The 20,951-nt window shown below is 62.3% G+C and carries 18 protein-coding genes; 17 read left to right on the top strand and 1 reads right to left on the bottom strand.

Annotation, left to right across the window (positions count from 1 at the left end):
- Positions 1 to 59: 59 nt before the first annotated feature.
- Positions 60 to 1,757, bottom strand: coding sequence for a sulfatase-like hydrolase/transferase (locus BBF94_RS26235; protein ID WP_065261829.1), 1,698 nt, complete (start codon positions 1,755 to 1,757; stop codon positions 60 to 62).
- A gap of 390 nt (positions 1,758 to 2,147) precedes the next feature.
- Between BBF94_RS26235 and BBF94_RS26230 the strand changes: the two genes are divergently transcribed.
- From BBF94_RS26230 to BBF94_RS26150, 17 genes are all read left to right on the top strand, one after another.
- A complete protein-coding gene (locus tag BBF94_RS26230) occupies positions 2,148 to 3,500 on the top strand; it encodes a UDP-glucose dehydrogenase family protein (protein WP_065261828.1) in 1,353 nt (450 codons plus the stop codon).
- A complete protein-coding gene (locus BBF94_RS26225; protein WP_065261827.1) occupies positions 3,497 to 4,534 on the top strand; it encodes an NAD-dependent epimerase/dehydratase family protein in 1,038 nt (345 codons plus the stop codon). The genes BBF94_RS26230 and BBF94_RS26225 overlap by 4 nt, the downstream gene beginning before the upstream one ends.
- 18 nt (positions 4,535 to 4,552) lie before the next feature.
- Positions 4,553 to 5,299, top strand: coding sequence for a sugar transferase (locus BBF94_RS26220; RefSeq protein WP_065261826.1), 747 nt, complete (start codon positions 4,553 to 4,555; stop codon positions 5,297 to 5,299).
- On the top strand, positions 5,299 to 5,946 hold the full coding sequence (locus BBF94_RS26215) for a CpsD/CapB family tyrosine-protein kinase (RefSeq protein ID WP_065261825.1): 648 nt from the start codon (positions 5,299 to 5,301) through the stop codon (positions 5,944 to 5,946). Before BBF94_RS26220 ends, BBF94_RS26215 begins: the two co-directional genes overlap by 1 nt.
- Positions 5,947 to 5,966: 20 nt before the next feature.
- Complete coding sequence (locus tag BBF94_RS26210) at positions 5,967 to 6,992, top strand: polysaccharide biosynthesis/export family protein (protein WP_065261824.1); 1,026 nt, start codon at positions 5,967 to 5,969, stop codon at positions 6,990 to 6,992.
- A gap of 17 nt (positions 6,993 to 7,009) precedes the next feature.
- Complete coding sequence (locus BBF94_RS26205) at positions 7,010 to 8,602, top strand: GumC family protein (RefSeq protein ID WP_065261823.1); 1,593 nt, start codon at positions 7,010 to 7,012, stop codon at positions 8,600 to 8,602.
- On the top strand, positions 8,587 to 9,693 hold the full coding sequence (locus tag BBF94_RS26200) for a glycosyltransferase family 4 protein (RefSeq protein WP_404820992.1): 1,107 nt from the start codon (positions 8,587 to 8,589) through the stop codon (positions 9,691 to 9,693). Before BBF94_RS26205 ends, BBF94_RS26200 begins: the two co-directional genes overlap by 16 nt.
- Positions 9,690 to 11,060, top strand: coding sequence for an O-antigen ligase family protein (locus BBF94_RS26195; protein ID WP_065261821.1), 1,371 nt, complete (start codon positions 9,690 to 9,692; stop codon positions 11,058 to 11,060). The genes BBF94_RS26200 and BBF94_RS26195 overlap by 4 nt, the downstream gene beginning before the upstream one ends.
- The gene (locus tag BBF94_RS26190) at positions 11,057 to 12,025 is read left to right on the top strand and encodes a glycosyltransferase (RefSeq protein ID WP_065261820.1); all 969 of its coding nucleotides are present in this window, start codon (positions 11,057 to 11,059) and stop codon (positions 12,023 to 12,025) included. The genes BBF94_RS26195 and BBF94_RS26190 overlap by 4 nt, the downstream gene beginning before the upstream one ends.
- Positions 12,018 to 13,154 (top strand): glycosyltransferase, encoded by a 1,137-nt coding sequence (locus BBF94_RS26185; RefSeq protein ID WP_065261819.1) that lies wholly within the window; start codon positions 12,018 to 12,020, stop codon positions 13,152 to 13,154. The genes BBF94_RS26190 and BBF94_RS26185 overlap by 8 nt, the downstream gene beginning before the upstream one ends.
- Positions 13,155 to 13,167: 13 nt before the next feature.
- On the top strand, positions 13,168 to 14,169 hold the full coding sequence (locus BBF94_RS26180; protein ID WP_065261818.1) for a polysaccharide deacetylase family protein: 1,002 nt from the start codon (positions 13,168 to 13,170) through the stop codon (positions 14,167 to 14,169).
- Positions 14,166 to 15,485 (top strand): lipopolysaccharide biosynthesis protein, encoded by a 1,320-nt coding sequence (locus BBF94_RS26175; RefSeq protein ID WP_065261830.1) that lies wholly within the window; start codon positions 14,166 to 14,168, stop codon positions 15,483 to 15,485. The genes BBF94_RS26180 and BBF94_RS26175 overlap by 4 nt, the downstream gene beginning before the upstream one ends.
- Positions 15,482 to 17,404: a hypothetical protein gene (locus BBF94_RS26170; RefSeq protein WP_065261817.1), complete on the top strand. Its 1,923-nt coding sequence runs from the start codon at positions 15,482 to 15,484 to the stop codon at positions 17,402 to 17,404. The genes BBF94_RS26175 and BBF94_RS26170 overlap by 4 nt, the downstream gene beginning before the upstream one ends.
- A 68-nt stretch (positions 17,405 to 17,472) precedes the next feature.
- On the top strand, positions 17,473 to 18,162 hold the full coding sequence (locus BBF94_RS26165) for a GNAT family N-acetyltransferase (RefSeq protein WP_065261816.1): 690 nt from the start codon (positions 17,473 to 17,475) through the stop codon (positions 18,160 to 18,162).
- Positions 18,163 to 18,166: 4 nt separating this feature from the next.
- On the top strand, positions 18,167 to 19,351 hold the full coding sequence (locus tag BBF94_RS26160; RefSeq protein ID WP_065261815.1) for a GNAT family N-acetyltransferase: 1,185 nt from the start codon (positions 18,167 to 18,169) through the stop codon (positions 19,349 to 19,351).
- Positions 19,323 to 20,114: a ChbG/HpnK family deacetylase gene (locus BBF94_RS26155; RefSeq protein WP_065261814.1), complete on the top strand. Its 792-nt coding sequence runs from the start codon at positions 19,323 to 19,325 to the stop codon at positions 20,112 to 20,114. The genes BBF94_RS26160 and BBF94_RS26155 overlap by 29 nt, the downstream gene beginning before the upstream one ends.
- Positions 20,115 to 20,229: 115 nt before the next feature.
- Complete coding sequence (locus BBF94_RS26150) at positions 20,230 to 20,922, top strand: GNAT family N-acetyltransferase (RefSeq protein ID WP_065261813.1); 693 nt, start codon at positions 20,230 to 20,232, stop codon at positions 20,920 to 20,922.
- Positions 20,923 to 20,951: the final 29 nt, after the last annotated feature.

Genomic DNA, 20,951 nt, shown 5'->3' with positions numbered 1-20,951 from the left:
GCATTCCAAATGTGGGAGCGAGCTTGCTCGCGATGAGGCCAGCCAAGACAACCAATAAATCACTGCCCCACCGCCACACTGGTCGACGCCTCACCCGGCGTGACGATGCTGTTCAGGTCGATGTGCTTCCACTCGGGCCTGGCCCCCAGCCGCGCATTGAAGCGGTAGTTGAAAGTGAAGTCGTCCGTCGTCGGCACGCTCAGCGGTTTGCCGTAGACCGACTCGATTCCCGCCAGGTCATAGCCCATCAACTGCAACAGTGTCGGGAAGATGTTGTAGTGACTGGAGCGATCCTTGTTCGCCGCCAGTTGTGCCGACCAGTCCAGCGTGTGCAATTGATCGCCCTGGATCACCACCAGTGGCACCAGCCCTTCCTCTTCTACCGGATCGCCGCCGCAATGGGTGTTGAGCCCCGGGTTACCGCGTTCATGTAGATCCTGACCGTGGTCCGAGGTGTAGATGAGCAGCGCGTTGCTCAGGTTGGCCTGAGCGAACACCCGCGAAAAAAACTCGCCGACGTTCCACAACACGGTGTTCTTGTAGGCGTTGCGGTACAGCACCCAGTCATCCGGCTGGCCGTTGAAACCGTCGCGTTTGCCGGTGTCGGCGATTTCAGTGAATTGCCCGCGTGGCAAGGTCGGACGGTAGGCCATGAAGGCGTCCGGGTATTTGTCGTGCACCGGGAAGTGCGCGCCGACCTTGTTGATCACCACCAGCTCCGGTCTGTCGTCGTTGAGCAGCTCGATCAGTTTGGCAGCGGCGGCCATGTCGCGGTCGCGGACACTGGTCTGGTCGAATTGCACGAATTCGTCGATGTCCTTTTTCTCGGTATCGGTCATCAGGTTCTGCAGGTTGCCGCCGGTGCGCTGGGCATCGATGTAGACCGTGCGCAGGCCGGCCTTTTTCGCGTACTGCCAGATCGACGGCATGGTGCTGTTGATACGCATGTAATCGCCACGGGTGCCGCCGTAGCGCAGCGTGACGTTGGTGTCGGCGCTGCAATTGGCGATGGACGCGGCGTAGCCGTAATTGAAAATGTCCGCGCCGGGATGCGCTTGCTTGAGGCTGCTGTGCACGCCGAACGGCGTGTTGATGTCCAGGTAATTGCCGGAAATGCTTTCGTCGATGATCAGCACGATGTCGTGACTCACTGCCGGGCCGTTGCGCGCCAGAGTCACCGGTTCACGGGGCCCGACAGTATTGTGCAGCGCCTCGTAACCGAACAGGTTGAGGTAGGCCAATGGCGTGTACATGATCGGCAAGCCCCGCGCTCCCTCCCCGGCCCGCACGAACAGCACGGCGCTGAGCAGCAACACACCCATGATCGGCGCCGCGACTCGCAACGGGCCGGAAACCGGAATCGAATGACGCGGCCGCAGGCCGATGCCGAGCAGCAGCAACAGACCGTTGAGCACACCATGAACGATCGCGTCGCGGTACTGGTAAGCCGCTTCCTGGATGAAGCCGCCGGAGTACACCAGCGAGACAAAACTGCTGTAAGTCAGGTAGTCGGCAGTCACCCGTGTATACACATCAAAGAACACCGCCGAGACAAACATCGCCAATGCGAACAAGTGCCGAATGAAAGTCTGCCTTATATAGGCCGTTAGTAATAATGCGAAAGTCAGCGCCAAAAACATCGCGCCAAAAAGCAGTACTGCCGGACCGATTCCCATGGCGTTTAAACGTTCAAGGTAATAATCGGAATAAAGCAGTAGATAGATAATTAAAAGCAGTTCTTTCAAATATCGAAACATGGCGATTCCGGGCACTGGCAGCAGGGTATTGTCAATCGCTTGTCGGTCAATTTCTGACACTAGCAGCGAGACTTCAAAGCGCAAGAATTGTCGGACTTTGGCCAAAAGCGTCAAAAAAACATTGACTCAAAACTGACACACCCAAGTCGCTACAGGCCTTGAATTTTGTGGCCTACGACCGTTTATCGCTTTCTTGGAATTGTGAAAAACATGTCAAGGACGGGACAAATCCAGATACAGCAAGTACTTGATGGCTATTAGCCCAAAAAAACGGGGGTGTTATACACATGCAACATGTCATTTTGCTGACACGCTTTTCCCACCCTGCGCTATACCCCTTTTGACAGTTCCAATTCGATCTTCTTCCACCGTCTTACGAGGCACGCCAATATGGACGTGAGCGTATTTGGTACGGGCTATGTTGGCCTGATACAAGCTGCGGCACTTGCCGATGTCGGACATCGAGTACTGTGTGTCGATATAGACCCGAACAAAATTAAACAACTGCAACAGGCGGTTCCGCCTATCAGTGAACCGGGGCTGTCGGCCACTCTGGAAGAAAACATCAAGGCCGGGCGCCTATTGTTCACCACCCAGGCCAGCGATGCCGTCGAACATGCCGAACTGATCTTCATCGCGGTGGGTACACCGGCCGACGAGGACGGTTCCGCCGACCTCAGCCACGTGCTCAATGTGGCGCAGCAAATCGCAAGCTTCATGGAGACCGATCGCACCTTGATCATCAAATCCACGGTGCCGGTCGGCACGGCGGATCAGGTGCTGGAGACTGCCCGCAACGAATTGCGCCGGCGCGACAAAAGCGGCGTGAACGTGCGGATCGTGTCCAACCCAGAATTTCTCAAGGAAGGCAGCGCCCTCGCCGATTGCATGCGCCCGGACCGGATCATCGTCGGCACCCTTGATCCCGAGGCCCGTGCACAGTTGAGCGAGTTGTACGCGCCGTTCTGCCGCAACCACGAAAAACTGATGTTCATGGACAACCGCAGCGCCGAGCTGACCAAGTACGCGGCCAACGCGATGCTCGCCACCCGCATCAGCTTCATGAACGAACTGGCCAACCTCACCGAACGGCTGGGCGCCGACATTGAAGCGGTGCGCAAGGGGATCGGTTCCGACCCGCGCATCGGCTATCACTTCATCTACCCTGGCTGCGGTTTTGGTGGCTCGTGCTTCCCCAAGGATCTGCGCGCCCTGCTGCACACCGCCGAGCACAACGGCATGCCGCTGAAACTGTTGCGCAGTGTCACCGAGGTCAATGACAGCCAGCGGCACATCCTGTTCAGCAAGCTCAAGGCGCAGTTCCCACAGGGGCTGGCGGGCAAATCCATCGCCATCTGGGGCCTGGCGTTCAAGCCCAACACCGATGACATGCGCGAAGCCCCCAGCCGTTATCTGATGGATGCGCTGTGGGCCGAAGGCGCGAGCGTGCAGGCCTACGATCCGGAAGCGATGTCCGAGTGCCGGCGCATTTACGGCTACCGCGATGACCTGCACCTGTGCGCCACCCGCGACGACACTCTGGAAGACGCCGATGCGCTGGTGATCTGCACCGAATGGAAGAACTTTCGCGTGGTGGACTTCGAGCTGCTGGCCGAAAAACTGCGCTCCAGAGTGATCATCGACGGACGCAACCTCTACAACCCGGAACAAGTGGCCGCCGCCGGCCTGCACTACAGCGGCATCGGCCTGCGGCATATCGCGCCTGACGGGTTGCGGCCATGAGGATCCTGGTCACCGGTGCAGCCGGCTTCATTGGCGCTCATTGCGTGTTGCGCTTGATGCGCGACGGGCATCAGGTCGTCGGCCTGGACAATTTCAACGCCTACTACGACCCGCAGCTCAAGCATGACCGCGTGCGCTGGGTGCGCGGTCAGGTCGGTGACTTCCAGATCGCCAGAGTCGATCTGGCCGACGCTGCCGCCGTCGATGCGCTGTTCGTCCGCGAATGCCCGCAAGTGGTGATCCACCTGGCGGCGCAGGCCGGGGTGCGTTATTCGCTGGAAAACCCACAGGCCTACCTGAACAGCAACCTCAGCGGTTTCCTGAACATTCTGGAAAGTTGCCGGCATCACCCGGTCGAGCATTTGATCTATGCCTCGTCGAGTTCGGTGTACGGCGCCAACCAGCACACGCCTTACACGGTGCATGACGACGTCAATCATCCGCTGTCGCTGTACGCCGCGACCAAAAAAGCCAATGAGCTGATGGCCCACAGCTACAGCTACCTGTTCGGCATTCCCTGCACCGGGCTGCGCTTTTTCACGGTGTACGGACCCTGGGGCCGGCCGGACATGTCGCCGATCCAGTTCGCCCGGGCCATCACCGAAGGCCTGCCGTTGAAGCTGTTCAACTACGGCCTGCACCAGCGGGACTTCACCTATATCGACGACATCGTCGAGAGCATCGCCCGCCTGACGACGCACCCGCCGCACACCCATCCGGAATGGGACCGCGAACACCCTGACGCGGGCAGCAGCATGGCGCCGTGGTGCCTGTTCAACATCGGCGGCCACCATCCGGTGGAGCTGAAAACCTACCTGGCCCTGATGGAAAAACACCTTGGCCGGAAAGCCATTGTCGAGTTGCTGCCCCTGCAACCGGGCGATGTGCTCAACACCTGTGCCGACACCGATGATCTGGCCCAGGCCACCGGGTTCCAGCCCCGGATAGAGCTGGATGAAGGCCTCGGGCGTTTCATCGCCTGGTATCGCGATTACTACCCGACGGCCTGTCGCCCACGCGCCGTTCGCGGCTGAACACCAGCGGAGGACTCCATGACTGGACATGAGAAAGGTGTACCGATCCAACATCTGGTTCGCGACAAACGCATGGATCCGGAACATCGAATGCGCCTCGACGCGGCCATCCACCGCCAGGGGCAAGGCTGGGTGACCGGGCGCGAGGGTGGCCGTCCCTGGCAGCTGTCGCGCACCAACCGGGTCCTGGCCTGCATTGGCGCGCTGGTCATTCTGCTGATGATTTCGCCGCTGCTGATCGGCCTGGCCATCGCCATCAAGCTCACCAGCAAAGGCCCGGTGCTGTTCGTGCAGATACGCACCGGTTATCGCGGGCGCAAGTTCGGCATGTTCAAGTTCCGCACCATGGTCGCCAACGCCGAAGAACTCAAGGAGTCGCTGCGCCACCTCAACAAGCACGGCGCCGACGCGATCGACTTCAAGATCGATCAGGACCCGCGCATCACCCGCATCGGTGGTTTCCTGCGGCGCACCAGCCTCGACGAACTGCCCAACCTGATCAACGTGGTAACCGGCGACATGCGCCTGGTCGGCCCCCGCCCGACCTCGTTCAACGCCTATCGCTACAAGGACAAGCACCTCGCCCGTCTGGCGATCTACCCCGGCATGACCGGCCTGTGGCAGATCTCCGGACGCAGCAACATCGACTTCGACCAGCGCGTTGAGTTGGACCTCAGCTATATCGCCGAGCAGAGCCTGTTGCTTGATTTGAAGATCCTGTTGAAAACCCCTTTCAAAGTATTCAGCGGCCACGGAGCAAGCTAATGGACGGTTCAACCAACAAAAGCCTGAGCATTGCCAGCCCCAGCGAGTCGAACCTGGCGTCGACCGTGCTGGACCTGGATCTGCGGATCCTGTTCCTGACCGCCGCCAATCCCGGCGCCGGCACCACCACCAGCGCCCTGGCCATGGCCAGTCAACTGGCGCAGATGAGCAGCGGTCTGGTGCTGTACGTCGACGCCAGCCAGTCGGCGAACAACCTCACCCAGCAATTGAACCTGAGCAAGGAGCGCGGTCTGCGCGACCTGCTGTTCAACGCCGAGAACCCGCCGTTGTTGCAGGACTGCGTGGTGCAGGTGTCGAGCCTGCCCTTCCACGTCCTGCCCAACGGCCGGCCGATCCGCACCATGGAACACCTGACCGCCGAACGCCTGAGCCCGTTGCTCGACCAGCTGGGCAGCCAGTACCGCTTCGTGGTGATCGACGGCGATGCCGTGTACTCCGCGGCCGACACCCTGGTGCTCAGCACTCAGGCCGATGGTGTGGTGTTCGTGGTGCGCGCCGAGGACACCCGCTGGGAAGTCGCCCAGGCCGCCGTGCAACGGCTGACCCAGGCCGGGGCGAAAGTGGTCGGCAGCGTGTTCAACCGGCGCAAGTACTACATGCCCAAGTGGCTGTACAAAAACCTGTAAGCAACGCGAGGGATGACGCAATGAACGCCAAGATACTGGTTCTGCTGATGCTGCCGCTTGCAGGTTGCTCCAGCAATTCGGAAACCCAGACCATGCCGGTGAATATCCTCACCGCCACTCCGGCCAACGCCCAGGCCACCGACATGCCGAGGATCGAGCAGACCCTGCGCCCGCAGGATGTGCTGGATGTGATCTTCCATATCAGCACCAGCGGCTCGGACGCTTACCGCGTGCAGTCGGGTGACCAGATCGGCCTGAACTTCACCGCCGCCAGCCAGCTCAACGGCAACCAACTGGTGTTGCCGGACGGCACCATCAATCTGCCGGGCGCCAACACCTCGGTGAAGATCGCCGGACTGACCAGCGATGAGGCACGGGACGAGATCCAGCGCGCCTATCAGCGCAAACAGTTGTTCCAGCCCAACCGCAATCAGTTGACCGTGCAGGTCATCAGTCCGCTGACCAACGAGCAGAACCTCAAAAGCGCCCTCAACCACCCGGCCACCGGCATGAGCCGCGAGATCACCGTGGGTAACGACGGCTACGCAAGCTTCCCGGAAATCGGTGCCGTGCCGCTGCAGGGCATGACAATCAATCAACTGGAAACCTTCCTCAACAAACGCTACGCGCAGTTGCCAGGAAGAATGACCGTGGACGTCATGCTCAAGTCCACCTCCGGCAACGAAATCTATGTGCTCGGAGAAGTCGGCCAGCCTGGCTCCTACCCGATCCGCCGGCCGGTCTCGGTGCTTGAAGCGCTGACCCTGGCCCGGGGCACCAACGTCAAGGCGCGGCTGGACTCGGTGATGATCATGCGCCGCAATGGCAATCAGGTGCAGGCCGTGCGCTATGACGTCGAGAAGGCACTGGCCGGTGACGCCTCACAAATCGCCTACCTGCAACCGGACGACATGCTTTACGTGCCGAAGACCAAACTGGCGAGCGCCGGTGATCTGGCCCGGCAACTGGCCGACGTCGTGCTGTTCCAGGGCGTGGGGTTCAGCTTCGGCTACCGCGTCGACAACAAAGGCAGCAACAACAACTGACTCTCGGGTGACCTGACATGAATCCAAAGGAAAACTACCTGCATGAGTTCTTCAGGATCTTCTTCGCCAACAAACGGCTGGTGAAGCGTGTCTTCCTGATCTTTGCAGTGATCGCGCTGGTGCTGCCGCTGGTGCTCAAACAGAGCTTCGATATCACCGCCCAGGTGATCGTGCAGTCGAAAAAACTCTCCCAGGGCGACGCCACCACGTCGCTGACCGTGGACAACGCCACCTTCATCCCGCCGTCGCTGGCGGACATGGAAACCGAAAGCAACATCCTGCGTTCGCCGGCGCTGATCCGTCAGACCATCAGCGAGCTGCGGGACAAGGGTGAATACACGCCGCCACCCGGAATGTTCGCCAGGCTGATCGGCGATCCGTTCCGGCGCTTCATCACCTCGCCCCTGCGCCAGTACCTGATCAACCCGCTGCGCAACCTGCTGGGCCTGGAGACCGATCCGGTGCGTGACACCGTGCTCGACGGCCTGACGCAACAGGCCATCGACAGCCTGAAGATCGAGACCCTGCCCGGTTCCAACGTGATCTCGATCATCTACAGCTTCCCCGATCCGCATCAAGGCACGACCTTCGTCGCCGCCCTGCTGCAAAACTATCTGGTGAGCCGTCAGGCCCTGCAATCGATCGACCTGCCGCAGTCTTTCTACGAGAGCAAAAAGCACTTGTATCAAGTGCGTCTCGACGGGCTGGAAGCCAATCGTCAGGCCTTGCTCGAGAGTGTCGGCGCAGCGGATCCGAAGGAGGAAATCACCTTCCGCCTGAACGCGATCAACACCGAAGAACAGGCGCTGAACCTGTATCAGGATCGCCTGTTGCAAAGCCAACGCTGGCTGGAGTACCTGAGAACCAGCCTGGCCGCCGCGGCCAACAACAAGCTGAACGACTACACCTTTCCCTACACCTTCACCACCACCGTCGACAACGTGGCGTTCGAGGACCGGGAGATCAAACAGCTGGGCGAGCAACTGACCACCCAGGTCAGCCGCTACATGAATGATCTGGCGGTGTTCCAGCCCGGCAGCGAGCCGATGCTGTTGACCCGCGAACAGATCGCCCGGACCCGCCAGCAATTCCTCAAAGTGGTGAGCAACCGCATTCAGGAACGCACCAACGATCTGGCGGTGGTGCAACAGGTGATCGATCAGAAGACCGCGCGCATCGCCGAGTTCAAGGCGCGCATCCGCGACCTGCAGCAGACCCAGAGCAAGCTGCGGCAGATGGACACCGAAATCGACGCCCTGCACGCCGCGTTCTCGACCTACGCCCAGCGCTTCGCCGAAAGCAGCACCACTCGTGCGCTCAACGATGACCTGTCCAACGCCCGGGTCCTGAGCCCGCCGTTCGAACCGACCGAGGCGGCGTTCCCCAAACCGTTGCTGATCATTCCGTTCGGTCTGTTCACCGGCCTGCTGCTGGCGATTGCCCTGGTCTACGTGCGCGAGTTCTTCGATCACCGCTTCAAACACCCGGCGCAAATCAGTCATGAACTGGGCGTGCCCGTGCTGCTGGTGATCAACGATGAAAGCACCCAACCCGGCAATCCGTACAAGAACTGGACCGTGCCGAGCTTCATGCACTGGGTGCGCAATTGAACACGCCGTCCACCCCGAACGCCGCGCTGCCGATCATTCATTTGCTCAGCAGCGGCGGCTTCTACGGGGCCGAACGGATGTTGCTGGATCATTGCCTGGCGACACCGGGGCAGCATCAGGTGCTGTTTCTCGATGCGCCGCCGGAGCTGATCGAGCGCTTTCGCGAGGCCGGCGTCGATGCACAGGGTTGCGCCGGTCTCGGCGCCCTGCTCCGGCATCTGCGCCAGCGCCGGGCAGAGCGTCCGTTGATCAATACCCATAACTTCAAGGGCCTGTTGTTCGGCTGGATCGGCGCTTCGCTGTTGCGTCTGCCGCTGGTAATCACGCAACACGGTTTCACCCCGCGCAGCCGCAAGCAGAAGTTCTACACCTGGCTCAGCCTGCAACTGTGCCGCACGGCGTCGGTGGACCGGGTGGTGTGCGTGGCCGAGAGCATTGCGGTGCTGCACCGCCAGGCCAGCGTGCGGGCGGAGAAGCTGCAAGTGATCCCCAACGGTCTGCCGGCGGCGGTCGCCGAGCGCACCCTGCAAGCCGAAAATCCGCGCTGGCTCGCCGGTTATGTCGGCCGACTGAGCAGCGAGAAAGGCCCGGATCTGTTCCTCGACGCACTGATCCCGTTGTGTCATCAGCACCCGCGGCTCGACGCGGTGATGCTCGGTGACGGCCCGGAACGCGAGGCTTTGCAGGCACGGATCGACGCCGCCGGACTGCAGCAGCGCATTCGTCTGCCGGGTTATCAGACCGACATGCGCCGCTGGTGGCAGCGACTCGACGCGCTGGTGATCAGCTCGCGCACCGAAGGCACGCCAATGATTCTGCTGGAGGCCATGCAGACCGGGGTGCCGGTGGTGGCCTTCGGTGTCGGCGGGATTCCCGATGTGCTGGAGCACCGGCACAACGGCCTGCTGGCCGCGCCCACCGACAGCAGCGCGCTGAGCCGTCAGCTCGATGCACTGCTGAGTGACCCAGGGCTGGCGCGCAAACTGCGGGACAATGCAAAACGCACGCAACAGGACCGCTACGACCTTAAGGCCCTGGCCGAACGCTGGTCGCAGCTGTACATCCGCACGGCACGGGAGGCACGCGCATGATTTTCCCGCTCTCGATCGTCAGCTTGCTGGGTCTGGTCTGCATCGCCCTGCTGGCCAGCCCGTGGCCCTATCTTGCGCCGGGTGCGGTGCTTGGTCTGGTGGGGTTCGCCGTGCTGTACCGCAAGCCGACCTGGGGTCTGCTCGGCATCGCCGCGCTGGTGCCGTTCGAGGGCTTCTTCAAGGACAGCACGCTGTCGGGCAGCAAACTCATCGGTGCCTCGCTGGCGGTGATCCTGATGCTGCAACTGGCGATGCACCAGATTCCTTCGCAGCGTTTGCGCAGCAATATCTGGCGCTACCTGGTCTGGTTCATGGTGCTGTACTTCCTGAGCCTGCTCGACACCGATGATCTGGGCATGTCGCTGGGTCATCTGCGTGAACTCAGCGTCGGTCTGATCCTGTTCGTCATCACCTTGCTGATCGGTCGTGAGCTGAACCTCGACCTGTTCGCCCGTCTGGTGACGCTGGCCGTCAGCGCCACCTGTGCGATGGCGATGTTCTCGACGAAATTCCAGGACCAGGGCCGCGCCGCCGGCCTTCTCGAAGACCCGAACGCCTTCGCCATGCTGATCGCCTTCGCCGTACCGATGGGCCTGCTGCTGATCATTCGCAGCCCGAACCTGTTGCACCGTTTGTTCTGGGGCGGTTGCTGCCTGTTGCTGCTCGGCGGCATGACCAAGACCGAATCGCGCTCCGGGCTGGTGGTGCTGGCTTTGAGTCTGGTGATCGGTTGCTGGCACTACCGTGCGCAACTGACGCGCATCCGGCCCCGGCATCTGGGCTTCGCCATGCTCGGCGCAGCCATCGTGATTCCGCTGGCGATCTACGCCATGCCCGCCGGCTACCTGGCGCGAATCCAGTCGCTGAGCGTGTTGAGCGCCGGCGCCCGCGGCCACGATGACGAATCCCTGGGCCGCCGCGCTTCGTACATCGTGGTCGGCAGCCAGATGATCCGCGAGAACCCGCTGCTCGGTTCCGGCCCCGGCACCTTTCCCCTGCATTACGCCACCACCGGCTACGCCAAGACATTCTCTGCCAACCGCAAGATCGGCGACCTGTACCGCCGGGCCCATAACACCTACCTGGAAATCTTCAGCGAACTGGGGATTCCCGCCGGCCTGCTGTTCGTCGGCATGCTCGGGCTGGGCCTGTACAACATGATGCGTGCGCGCCGCGCCTGGATGCTGCGACGTGACTGGGAGCAGGCCGACATACTGACCCACCTGGGAGTGAGTTACCTGTCGCTGACCCTGTTCCTGATGTTCCTCAGTGCACCGAACCAGAAGTACGTGTGGATCATGCTCGCGCTGACCAGTGTCCTGCGCCTGAAGGCCGAGCAAGCCCCGTTGGTGGAGACCAGGGCATGAGCCGGATCAGTGTCGTCATCCCGATGTACAACGAAGGTCGCCACATCGGCCGTACCCTGCTGGCGGCGCAGAAAGCCGCCCACGCCGCCAATGTCGAGTGCGAACTGATCGTGGTCGATAACGGGTCCAGCGATGACGGCCCGCAGATCGCCCGCCAGTTCGGCGCGCAGGTGCTGGTGGTGCCGGGCGTTTTGATCGGCGCCCTGCGCAATCGCGGCACCGCCATCGCCACCGGCGACTGGCTGGCGTTCATCGATGCCGACATTGAAATGCCCGAAGACTGGCTGACCGAGCTGTTCGCCCTCGAAGCCGAGGGCCACGCCGACGTGTTCGGTCTGGATCTGCACACGCCCGCGAGCGCACCGTGGTACGCCGTGGCCTGGCAACGCCGCACCCTGCGCCCGGTCAGCCATCAGGCCCATGCCGTGGACTGGCTGCCCAGCTCCAACCTGCTGATGCATCGGCGCTGGTTCGACAAGGTCGGTGGCTTCAACGAATCCCTGCGCACCGGCGAAGACAAGGAATTCACCCTGCGCCAGAGCGAACAGGGTGCGCGGTTGCTGTCGGTCAATGAAACCGTGGCCCTGCACTGGGGTTACGAAATGAACTGGCGGGAGTGGATGGGCAAGGAGATGTGGCGTCAGGGCAGCCATTTGCAGCTGCTGCGCACCCACGGATTCAGCCTGCGCCTGCTGCGTTTTCCGCTGTTGTCGCTGTTGGCGTGGCTGCTGGACTTGCTGGCGATCTCTGCACTGCTCAACGGTTTTCCCCATCACGCAGCGATCATGGTGACCTTGACCACGATCCCGGCGCTGGTGCTGAGCATCCGTCAGAGTCGTCGCCAGCACGATATCGGCCTGACCCTGCAACTGTGGGGGCTGCATTGGGTACGCCTGCACCTGGCCGGCGCAGCGTTCATTCTCAGTCTGTGTCATTGGAACGCCAGGAGGCCTGCCCGTGGCTGAGTTCATTTTCTGGATGTGCCTGTTGCTTCCGGTGTATGCCTACGTCGGCTACCCGTTGCTGCTGACGTTGCTGGCGCCGTTGTTCCCGGCGTGGCGCCACAGCCCGGCGCCACCGCTGAACATCAGCATCGTGATCGCCGCCCATAACGAAGCGCGGCATATCGAGCACAAGCTGCGCTCGTTGCTGTCCCAGGACTACCAGCCGGCTTCTCTGCAAATCATTCTGGCCAGCGATGGTTCCAGCGACGACACCGTGGCCTGCGCCCACAAGGTCGTCGATCCACGGATCACCGTGCTCGACCTGCCGCGTCAGGGCAAAGCCGCGACACTCAATGCCGGCGTGGCCCTGGCCACCGGTGACATTCTGGTGTTCACCGATGCCGACAACCAATGGTCACGGGAAACTCTCGGCTACCTGCTCGCGCCCCTGAGCGATCCGCAGGTCGGCGCCTGCGCCGGGCACATGGTGATTCCCGTCACGGGCGGCGGTTTGAGTGTCGGCGACAGTCTGTACCGGCATTACGAAGGCTGGCTGCGCCGGGTCGAGAATCGTACCGGCTGCATGGTGTCCGCCGATGGCGCGCTGCTCGCCCTGCGCCGCGAACTGTTCGAGAACGTGCCGGCGGAAGTCAACGACGACTTTTTCATCAGCACCTGCGCGCCGGCGAAATTCAAACGCATCGTTTATGTGCCTGACGCCCAGGTCATTGATCACGGCGTGGATGAAGCGGACAAACAGTTCCGTCGTCGTCAGCGGGTCACCGTCGGCGGCTTGCAAAGCCTGGCCCAGCGCAGCGAGCTGCTCAATCCGCTCAAGCACGGGCTGTACTCGATTGCGCTGATCAGCCACAAGCTGATCCGGCGTCTGGCGCCGATCCTGTTGCTGCCGCTGCTGTTGAGCAATTTCTGGTTGTGGGATGACCACGGTTTCTATCGACTGAGCCTGATCGCGCAATTGATCGGCTACGCCATCGCGATTGCCGGTCTGCTGGATTCGCAGCATCGCTTACCCAAACCGTTCCGCCTGGCGGCATTCCTGCTGGTGACCCTGGCCGGGATGAGCATCGGCCTGTGGCAGTTCCTGCGCGGCCAGCGTTACGCCCAGTGGAATCCTGACCAGAACCGTTGAGAGGGCTCAAGCCATGGCGATCAAACAACTGATAAAACGCACCAGTGGCTGGCTCTATCTCAACTCGCCCGTGGGACGAAACCAGTTGCACGGCGCCGGGGTGATCCTGATGTTGCACCGGGTGCTGTCCAACGACCGCGCCGCCGACCTGCCGCATCGCAATGAACTGTGCGTCGGCCCGAAAGCCTTCGAGCACTTGCTGATATGGCTGCGCAGGCACTTCGATTGCGTGCCGCTGATGGAAATCCTGCAACCCAACGCCCTGCGCCGCGAGCGCCCGCAAGTGGCGCTGACCTTCGATGACGGCTGGCGCGACAACGCCGCCAACGCCTTCCCGCTTTTGCAGAAGCATCAGGTGCCGGCGAGCATTTTTCTGTCCACGGATTTCATCGGCAGCCGCCAGCGCTTCTGGTGGGAAAGCATCGGTGAAACCCTGTGGGGCAGCCACGGTGAAAAGTCACGCATGCATCTGATCGAATGCCTGCAGGCCACGCACCATCCGTTGCCGGTGTTGCTGGACGACATCGACGTGGATCGCCGCAGCCTAACCTTGCTGCACTATCTGCAAGGCCTGAAGAACTGCGACCCCGCACTGCTCGAACGCCTGACCAGCGAATGCCCGCCAGAGTCTCTGCCCCAGGCGCTGGATTGGCATCAGGTGCGGGCAATGGAAGCTTCCGGCCTGGTGAGATTCGGCCCCCACGGTGCCAGCCACGCGATCCTCACCCAACTTGACGATGTGCGCCTGGCCGAAGAAATCAGCCGCAGCCGCACTGCCCTGAACAATGGCTGCAACCGGCCATTGCCGGTTTACTGCTACCCCAACGGCGACAACGACGCACGAGTCCGCGAACAGATCGCCCACCACGATTATGCGTTCGCCCTCGGTACCGCCACCGGCATCTATCGCGGCGCCGGCGATCCGCTGAACCTGCCGCGCTTCGGCGTCAGTCAACGTACCGCGCGCAATCCCGAGCTGCTGTCGTGGCGGATCTTTCGCGGGGCGCGGCCATGAGTCGAAGCCGTTACCTCAAGCACCTGGCGCTGAGCATGGGTACAAAACTGGCGATGATCGCCCTGCGCCTGCTGAGGAACGTGTTGCTGGCGCGGATCCTCGGCCCCAGTGAGCGCGGCTTGTTCGCCCTGCTCAGCACCCTGCCCGATCTGATCAGCGCGGCCACCAGTGGCGGTTTGAATTCCGCCGTCGGTTATCAGGCCGCCAAGCAGCGGCCGATGGGGTTGCTGCTGGCTCAGGTGCTGGTGTTCGGTTGTCTGCTGGCGGGGCTGTTGACCTTGCTGGTGGTGGCGCTGGTGCGTGAGTTCGGCAGTGAACTGGACGTGACCCTGCAACTGGGCCTGCTGGCGTGGCTGTTGCTGCTGGCGGTGCCGCTGACCGTACTCAAAAGCGGCTTGCTGACGCTGCACAATGCATCCGGCGGTGTGGTCGCCTTCAATGCCTTGCGCCTGGTGGAATCCCTGGCGCCACTGCTGCTGTTTCTCGCGCTGTTCTGGATGTGGAAAGAAGCAGCACTGGAAGCCGCACTGATCAGTTGGCTGGCCGGGATCAGTCTGGTGGTGCTGACCGGTTGGGTCTGGCTCAGGCGTGCGCAGCCGTTGCAGCTGCAATGGGATCGCGCCAGCCAGAACGAACTGCTGCGCTACAGCGCCCGCAGCCATCCGGATCTGTTGTTCCAGCAAGTCATCCTGCGTTCCGACTACCTGTTCATCGGCGCGCTGCTCGGCAGTGCCGCGCTCGGTCATTACGCCATGGCCAGCGCTGCCGCCGAACTGCTGTTGATCGTCCCCGAAGCGGTGACCACACCGCTGATGAAACGCCTGCTGCAACAGGACGAGGGCATGGACAAGGTCACTCCGCTGGCCCTGCGCCTGACGGCCACGGTGATGCTCGGCGCCTGCCTGAGCATGGCGGTGATCGGCGAATGGCTGATCGTCACATTGTTCGGCATCGCCTACCAACCGGCGTATCCGGCGCTGCTGGCGTTGCTGCCGGGCCTGTTGGGCCTGTGCTACGCGAGCATTCTGCGCCTCGACCTGCTGGGCAAGAATCGCCCCGGCACCGTATCGCTGCTGATGGGCCTTGGCGCCCTGCTCAACCTGGCGCTGAACGTGGTGCTGATTCCGACTTACGGCATCGTCGGTGCCGCGGCGGCCTCGTCGATTGCCTATCTGGCGGTGACCGTAGCGATGCTGGTGTTGTATTGCCGGTTGAGCGGCGTGCCGTTCCGGCAAACCCTGATCATCGTGCCCGCCGACATCGCGCCAATGTGGCTGATGTTGCAGCGGCGCTTTTTACAACGGAAATCCGCATGAAAAGCCTGGCCCTGCTGCTCGGTCTCGGCCTGTCGCTGGACGCCTTCGCGGCGTCGATGCGCTGGGGCGACATTCGCGACGGCAGCCTGTACCTGCAAGCGGATCGCCCCGACACCGTGACAATACGCTGGGCGCCAGCGTGGCAGGCGGACGCCAACGAAGAACACCTGTACCTGCTCGATGGCCAAGGCAGGTTGCAAGGCGACCGGTTCATCAAGGCCAGTGAAACCCGTGGCAGCCAGAGCTGGCCTTTGCTACCGGGGCCGGCGAGTTATCAACTGGAGATTCCCGGCTACAGCTTTCGCAATTACCGGGTCGAGCACGACGAACAGACGGTCGCAATGTTCGCCCCGGCCAAGGTGCATTTCAGCGCTGAAACCCGTGACGGCGATGAGTTGTTTTTCAGGATTGCGCCGGGTGAACACGCGGTGCTCGCGGGCAAGTTCCACGGCGGTGTCAGCGCCTTGCAGGCGCAACGGGTCGGCGACGGGCAACAGCTGTCACTGGCACTGAAACCTTATCGCGCCTATTGGCAGTTCGATCAGGTCGCGCTGCCGGTCAGCGACCGTGAACAAGTCTGGCACCTGCGTCTGCAAGGCAGCGGCAAAGCGGCGTTCTGGCTCGACGGCACAGCCAATCTGTTTGCGCAGAACCCGCAGCAGCTCAAACCGCTGCGCGAAGACGATGGCCAGACCCGGCTGACCCTGCACGACAAGGTCCTTGGCCGCACGCCAGACCTGGGCATCGCCCTGCCCTATGTGATGCCGCCGCCCGCCAGTCACGCCGCACTTGATGCGCTGAAACCGACAGCCGCCAGTTACTACAGCTTCGTCGATGTGACGGCGAAAAAGCCGCACTTCGAAGATGCGTTCCGCCAGGTCTATCAGGACCGCTTCGGCATTCGTCAGGACATCACTTTGCTCGCCGGCAGTCAGCGTCAGGCCGACTTGCGCGCCGACGTACAAAGCAACGGTGGCCTCGACGCCTGGCTGGCGAGCACGCGACTGCTTGGCGGCAAAGGCACCCACTACATCGGTTTTGCCGACGAGCCCAATCTCAACTATGCGAGTTACGAGCAATACCGCTCGATCTTCACCAGCATGGCCCGCCAGATACGCAGCAATCCGGCCAATGCCCGGGCCGGTGTGCGCATCGCGATGCCGGCCAGTTCGCGGCTGGTCAACGGCCCGTTCGCCGACAACGCAGCGGACAAGCGCGGCATCGACTGGGCCCGGCGTCTGCTGGGTGAGTACGCCGATCAAGTCGATGCACTGGCCTGGCACGAATGGATGATCCGCGATCTGCTCGCCACTCGCGTCTACCGCGACAGCGTGCGTCGCGCCGCCGATCTGGTGGGCCTCGATGCCAAGGGCCAGCCGCGCAAGGCCTTGCTGCTGGATCAGACCAATCTGTCCAGCGGCTCGAGCCTGAGCCCCTACGATCAGGAAACTCATTACACGTCGCTGTGGTGGACCTCGGTGGTGATCAACGCCTCCCAGGACGGCTTGCTGACCATGCTCAACTGGTTCCAGGCCGCCGACGAGCCGGAATACCCCAAAGGCATGTTGCGTGTTTCGGCGGATGAGCAACATTTCGAACTCAAACCCGTGGGCCTGGCCCAGCAGTTCATTCGGCAACACTGGCTGCATGACGTGCTGTGGCTGGAAAACGACGCCTTCGAAGTCGATGTGCTGGCGATGGCTGGCGACGATCAGCGCGGCTTGCTGGGAGTGAACAAGGGCACGCGCTTGCAGCGTGTCGATCTGGCGGGCGCCAAGTGCCCGCTGAACAACGGCGCCCTGCGCTACTTCGGCGCCGACAACCGCAGCCGCGACGCGCCCTTCCGTTGTCAGGACGGTCGCGTGCGCTTCGAACTGCCGGGGCAGACCCTGTTTTCCCTGAGCTGGCGCACTGGATGAACCGCCCGTTGATGTCCTGCCGCGCAGGCCAGTTGCCGCGCGATGCCACGTCATCAGGAGTACCGACCATGAACGTTGTTAAAAAAATCAGCGAACACATCAAACAAAAAGGCCTGCGGGCCACGCTGGCCAAGGTGTGGAAACATTACGTCTTTTCCCATCAGGAACTGCTTTGGATGGAGCGTGACCTTGTCAGCCCGGTGCCGCCCCACAGCCTCAAACCGTATCCGCCGTTGCGCGTGGTGAAGATCACCCCGGACAACGCCAGCGCCTTCGCCCGCTACTTCGGTGACCGCGTCGGCACCATGGCGGAACTGGCCAGTGAAGGTCACACCGGGCACATGCACCTCGACGAACAAGGCGATGCGGTGGCCTTCATCTGGGGCAGCGCCCGGGACTATTTCGACCGTCACTACTACGGCTGCCTGTTTCCGGTGAAGCCCGGCGAGTTTTTCGAGTTCGGCGGTGAACTGACCCGTTCCTATTGGGGCACCGAGCTGTCGGTGGATCTGCAACTGGAGCTGTGGAAAGCCATGGCCGCCCAGGGCTGCGACAAGGTGGTGGACGTCTGCGAGTTCCACAATATCCCGGCGCTCAAGCTGCACCTGCGCATGGGCTACACCGAGCAGGGCCGGATCATGAACGTGTACACCCTGTTCGCCCGCTGGCGCTTCTATCGCGAAACCCGCTACAGCGGTTCACGCCTGGATGCGTTGCGCAAACCTGCCCGTCCATCCGTTACAGCAACGGCGACCTGAGCTTATGGCGCGATTCGAGTGGCGCACTTCGTTGTGCGCGCCTGACTTCCCGGCAGCGGCCCATGAAGCGCTGCGCCTGCGGATGACGGACCACACGCCGTTCAACAGCCTCGGCTGGCTGATCGCGGCAGAGCAGACACTCGACGCGAGTGAACATCTGCACATTCTGCTGGGCTGGGAAGCGGACGAATTGCGCCTGTGCCTGCCGCTGGTGGCCGGTCGTGAACGCTTTGGCGGGATACCGTTTGCCGTCGTGCATCACCTCGGCTATCCGCTGGCGGATCGTCTGGCGTTGCTGTCTGTGCTGACAGCCGACGACATGCGTCAGGCGCTGCTGCTGATTCGCCAGCGCATCCCCCACGCGTTGCTGCAACTCAACGAACTGTCGGAGCCTGTGGGCCAGGCAAGCGTCCTCACGCCATGGATGGCCCACAGCTCCAATGCCGAACGACGCCTGAGCTGTCGGGTGCCGGTGCACTTGATCAGCGAGGCAGACCGTCAGGAAGTCTCCGGCGATCCACGCTACAAACTGCGCCGCGCCCGTAAACGGATTGCCGCCTGTGGTGCCGTGGTGCGGCGCATCACTCCTGATGCGCTGAGCATCGGCCCGCTATTGCAGGCCATCGCCGAAGTCGAAGCGGTGAGCTGGAAAGGCGACGAGGGTGTCGGCATCTTCGCCACCGAACGCAGCCGACGTTGCATCGAACACGCCTTCACCGCCCTCGCCGCCCAGGGTCTGGTGCGGGTGGTCACGCTGGAGCTCGATGGCCGTTGCATCAGCTACCGGCTTGGCTTGCTCGAACAGGGCCGGCTCTACGATTACAACCTCGCGTTCCTGCCGCAGTACGCCGATCTGGGCAGCGGCCGGGTGCTGCTGGAGGAATGGATTCGCTGGGGCCTGGACGATCACTGGCACTGGATCGATGCCTCGCGGGTCAGCCTGGAAAACTCCAGTCATCAACTGCACGAACGCATGACCGGACAACGGGAGCACTGGCGCTGGAGCTTTTACTCATGGCGACCGAGCGGTCTGTTGCTGGGGCTTGGACTGCGTGTCTGGCAGCGGCTCAAACCGAAATTGCAGCAGTGGCGGGCCCAACGCCAAACGGCTATCGCCAAACCTCTCGTCAAACCCGTCGCCATCACCACGGAGGGCGAACATGCCTCGCCAAGTCATAGTCAACGCTGACGATTTCGGCCTGAGCCCGAACGAAAACGCGGTGATCTTCAGCGCGTTTCAGGCCGGGGTCATCAGTTCCGCCACGGCCATGGCCAACATGCCGGCGTTCGAAGCTGCCTGCGCGATGGCTCGTCACCCCTTGCTGGAAGGCCGGATCGGCCTGCACTTCAACCTGACGTATGGCCGACCGCTGAGCCAGGCAATTCTGGCCCGCTCCACCTTCTGCGACAGCCACGGGGTGTTCGATCTGAGCCTTGCGCGGCACAGCCTGTGGCTGGGTCGTGAAGATCGTGAAGCGGTGCAGCAGGAATTGCAGGCGCAGTGGCAGCGTTGTGTCGATCACGGCGTGCGCCCCAGCCATCTCGACTCCCATCAGCACGTGCACAACATCTGGCCGATCGGCGAGATCGTCGCACGCTTCGCCGCCCACCAGGGCGTACCGGTGCGACTGGCGCGCAACCTGGGACAAAACCTGAACCTGCCGAAGCGCCTGTTCAAGGGTTTGCTCAACCGTCGTTTGCAGGGCCTGGCCGGTGCGACGGCAGACTATGTCTGCACCCCTGTGGACCTGCGCAACGAGCCTGCGCCGACTGACGGCGTGCTGGAAATCATTGCCCATCCGAATCAGCTCGGGGCCGATTTCGGTGATGCCTATCTACAACCCGGAGAGTCCCTGAGCCGCGTGCTAGAGCGCCGGCTGCCGGGGGTTCCACGGGCTTCCTACGCCGACCTGAACAAGGATTTTCTACGGGGTGCCGCGGCACTCGATTGAGTTACACAAGTGGCAACACTTTCGAAGATGGCACTTTGAAATGTGCTTGCCAGCTTGATCTATACCCACAAAAGCCAACCACAAAAACACCCGGGCTTCGGCCACGGAGGGCATCATGAGCGTCATCGAAAAGCTGCGCGAACGCATCAAGCAAAAAGGCCTGGGCCGCACCTTTGCAACCTTGTGGAAACGCTACGTGTTCTTCCATTGGGAACTGCTGTGGATGGAGCGCGACCTGATCAGCCCGGTGCCGCCGCACAAGCTGCGCCCCTACGAAGGCCTGCGCAAGGTCGACATCACGCCGCAGAATGCCGGTGCGTTCGGCAAGCATTTTGGTGACCGTGTGCAGACCATGGCCGAACTCGCAGCCGAAGGTCACACCGGGCACATGTACCTGGACGCCGATGGCCACGCGGTGGCTTTCATCTGGGGCAGTGTTCGCGATTACCACGACCGCCACTATTACGGCTGCAACTTCCCGGTCCAGCCTGGCGAGTTTTTCGAATTCGGCGGCGAAATGACCCGCGCCTACTTTGGCAGCAGCCTGTCGGTGGACGTGCAAGTCACCCTCTGGCAAGCCATGGCCGCCCAGGGTTGTCACAAGGTGGTGGACGTCTGCGAAACCCACAATATCCCGGCGCTGAAGCTGCACATTCGCATGGGTTATCACGAGCAGGGGCGCGTGACGCACGTCTATGGACTGTTCGGGCGCTGGCGGTTTTTCCGCGAGACACGCTATGAAGGTTCGCGCCTGGATCCGCTGCGCAAACCGGGGCGGCCGGTGGTGACGGCGGCTGCGCAGGCTTGAAATGATGAAGGCGGCCATTCGGCCGCCTT

Source organism: Pseudomonas bananamidigenes (assembly GCF_001679645.1).
In the GTDB taxonomy this organism is placed as follows: Bacteria; Pseudomonadota; Gammaproteobacteria; order Pseudomonadales; family Pseudomonadaceae; genus Aquipseudomonas; species Aquipseudomonas bananamidigenes.
The sequence above is the reverse complement of the archived record's forward strand: the minus strand, read 5'-3'. Positions and strand labels throughout refer to the sequence as shown.

What these genes read in the sequence shown, in the direction of transcription:
- BBF94_RS26235 (WP_065261829.1), bottom strand. Translation starts at nt 1,757, where the DNA reads ATGTTTCGATATTTGAAAGAACTGCTTTTAATTATCTATCTACTGCTT.
- BBF94_RS26230 (WP_065261828.1), top strand. Translation starts at nt 2,148, where the DNA reads ATGGACGTGAGCGTATTTGGTACGGGCTATGTTGGCCTGATACAAGCT.
- BBF94_RS26225 (WP_065261827.1), top strand. Translation starts at nt 3,497, where the DNA reads ATGAGGATCCTGGTCACCGGTGCAGCCGGCTTCATTGGCGCTCATTGC.
- BBF94_RS26220 (WP_065261826.1), top strand. Translation starts at nt 4,553, where the DNA reads ATGACTGGACATGAGAAAGGTGTACCGATCCAACATCTGGTTCGCGAC.
- BBF94_RS26215 (WP_065261825.1), top strand. Translation starts at nt 5,299, where the DNA reads ATGGACGGTTCAACCAACAAAAGCCTGAGCATTGCCAGCCCCAGCGAG.
- BBF94_RS26210 (WP_065261824.1), top strand. Translation starts at nt 5,967, where the DNA reads ATGAACGCCAAGATACTGGTTCTGCTGATGCTGCCGCTTGCAGGTTGC.
- BBF94_RS26205 (WP_065261823.1), top strand. Translation starts at nt 7,010, where the DNA reads ATGAATCCAAAGGAAAACTACCTGCATGAGTTCTTCAGGATCTTCTTC.
- BBF94_RS26195 (WP_065261821.1), top strand. Translation starts at nt 9,690, where the DNA reads ATGATTTTCCCGCTCTCGATCGTCAGCTTGCTGGGTCTGGTCTGCATC.
- BBF94_RS26190 (WP_065261820.1), top strand. Translation starts at nt 11,057, where the DNA reads ATGAGCCGGATCAGTGTCGTCATCCCGATGTACAACGAAGGTCGCCAC.
- BBF94_RS26180 (WP_065261818.1), top strand. Translation starts at nt 13,168, where the DNA reads ATGGCGATCAAACAACTGATAAAACGCACCAGTGGCTGGCTCTATCTC.
- BBF94_RS26175 (WP_065261830.1), top strand. Translation starts at nt 14,166, where the DNA reads ATGAGTCGAAGCCGTTACCTCAAGCACCTGGCGCTGAGCATGGGTACA.
- BBF94_RS26170 (WP_065261817.1), top strand. Translation starts at nt 15,482, where the DNA reads ATGAAAAGCCTGGCCCTGCTGCTCGGTCTCGGCCTGTCGCTGGACGCC.
- BBF94_RS26165 (WP_065261816.1), top strand. Translation starts at nt 17,473, where the DNA reads ATGAACGTTGTTAAAAAAATCAGCGAACACATCAAACAAAAAGGCCTG.
- BBF94_RS26160 (WP_065261815.1), top strand. Translation starts at nt 18,167, where the DNA reads ATGGCGCGATTCGAGTGGCGCACTTCGTTGTGCGCGCCTGACTTCCCG.
- BBF94_RS26155 (WP_065261814.1), top strand. Translation starts at nt 19,323, where the DNA reads ATGCCTCGCCAAGTCATAGTCAACGCTGACGATTTCGGCCTGAGCCCG.
- BBF94_RS26150 (WP_065261813.1), top strand. Translation starts at nt 20,230, where the DNA reads ATGAGCGTCATCGAAAAGCTGCGCGAACGCATCAAGCAAAAAGGCCTG.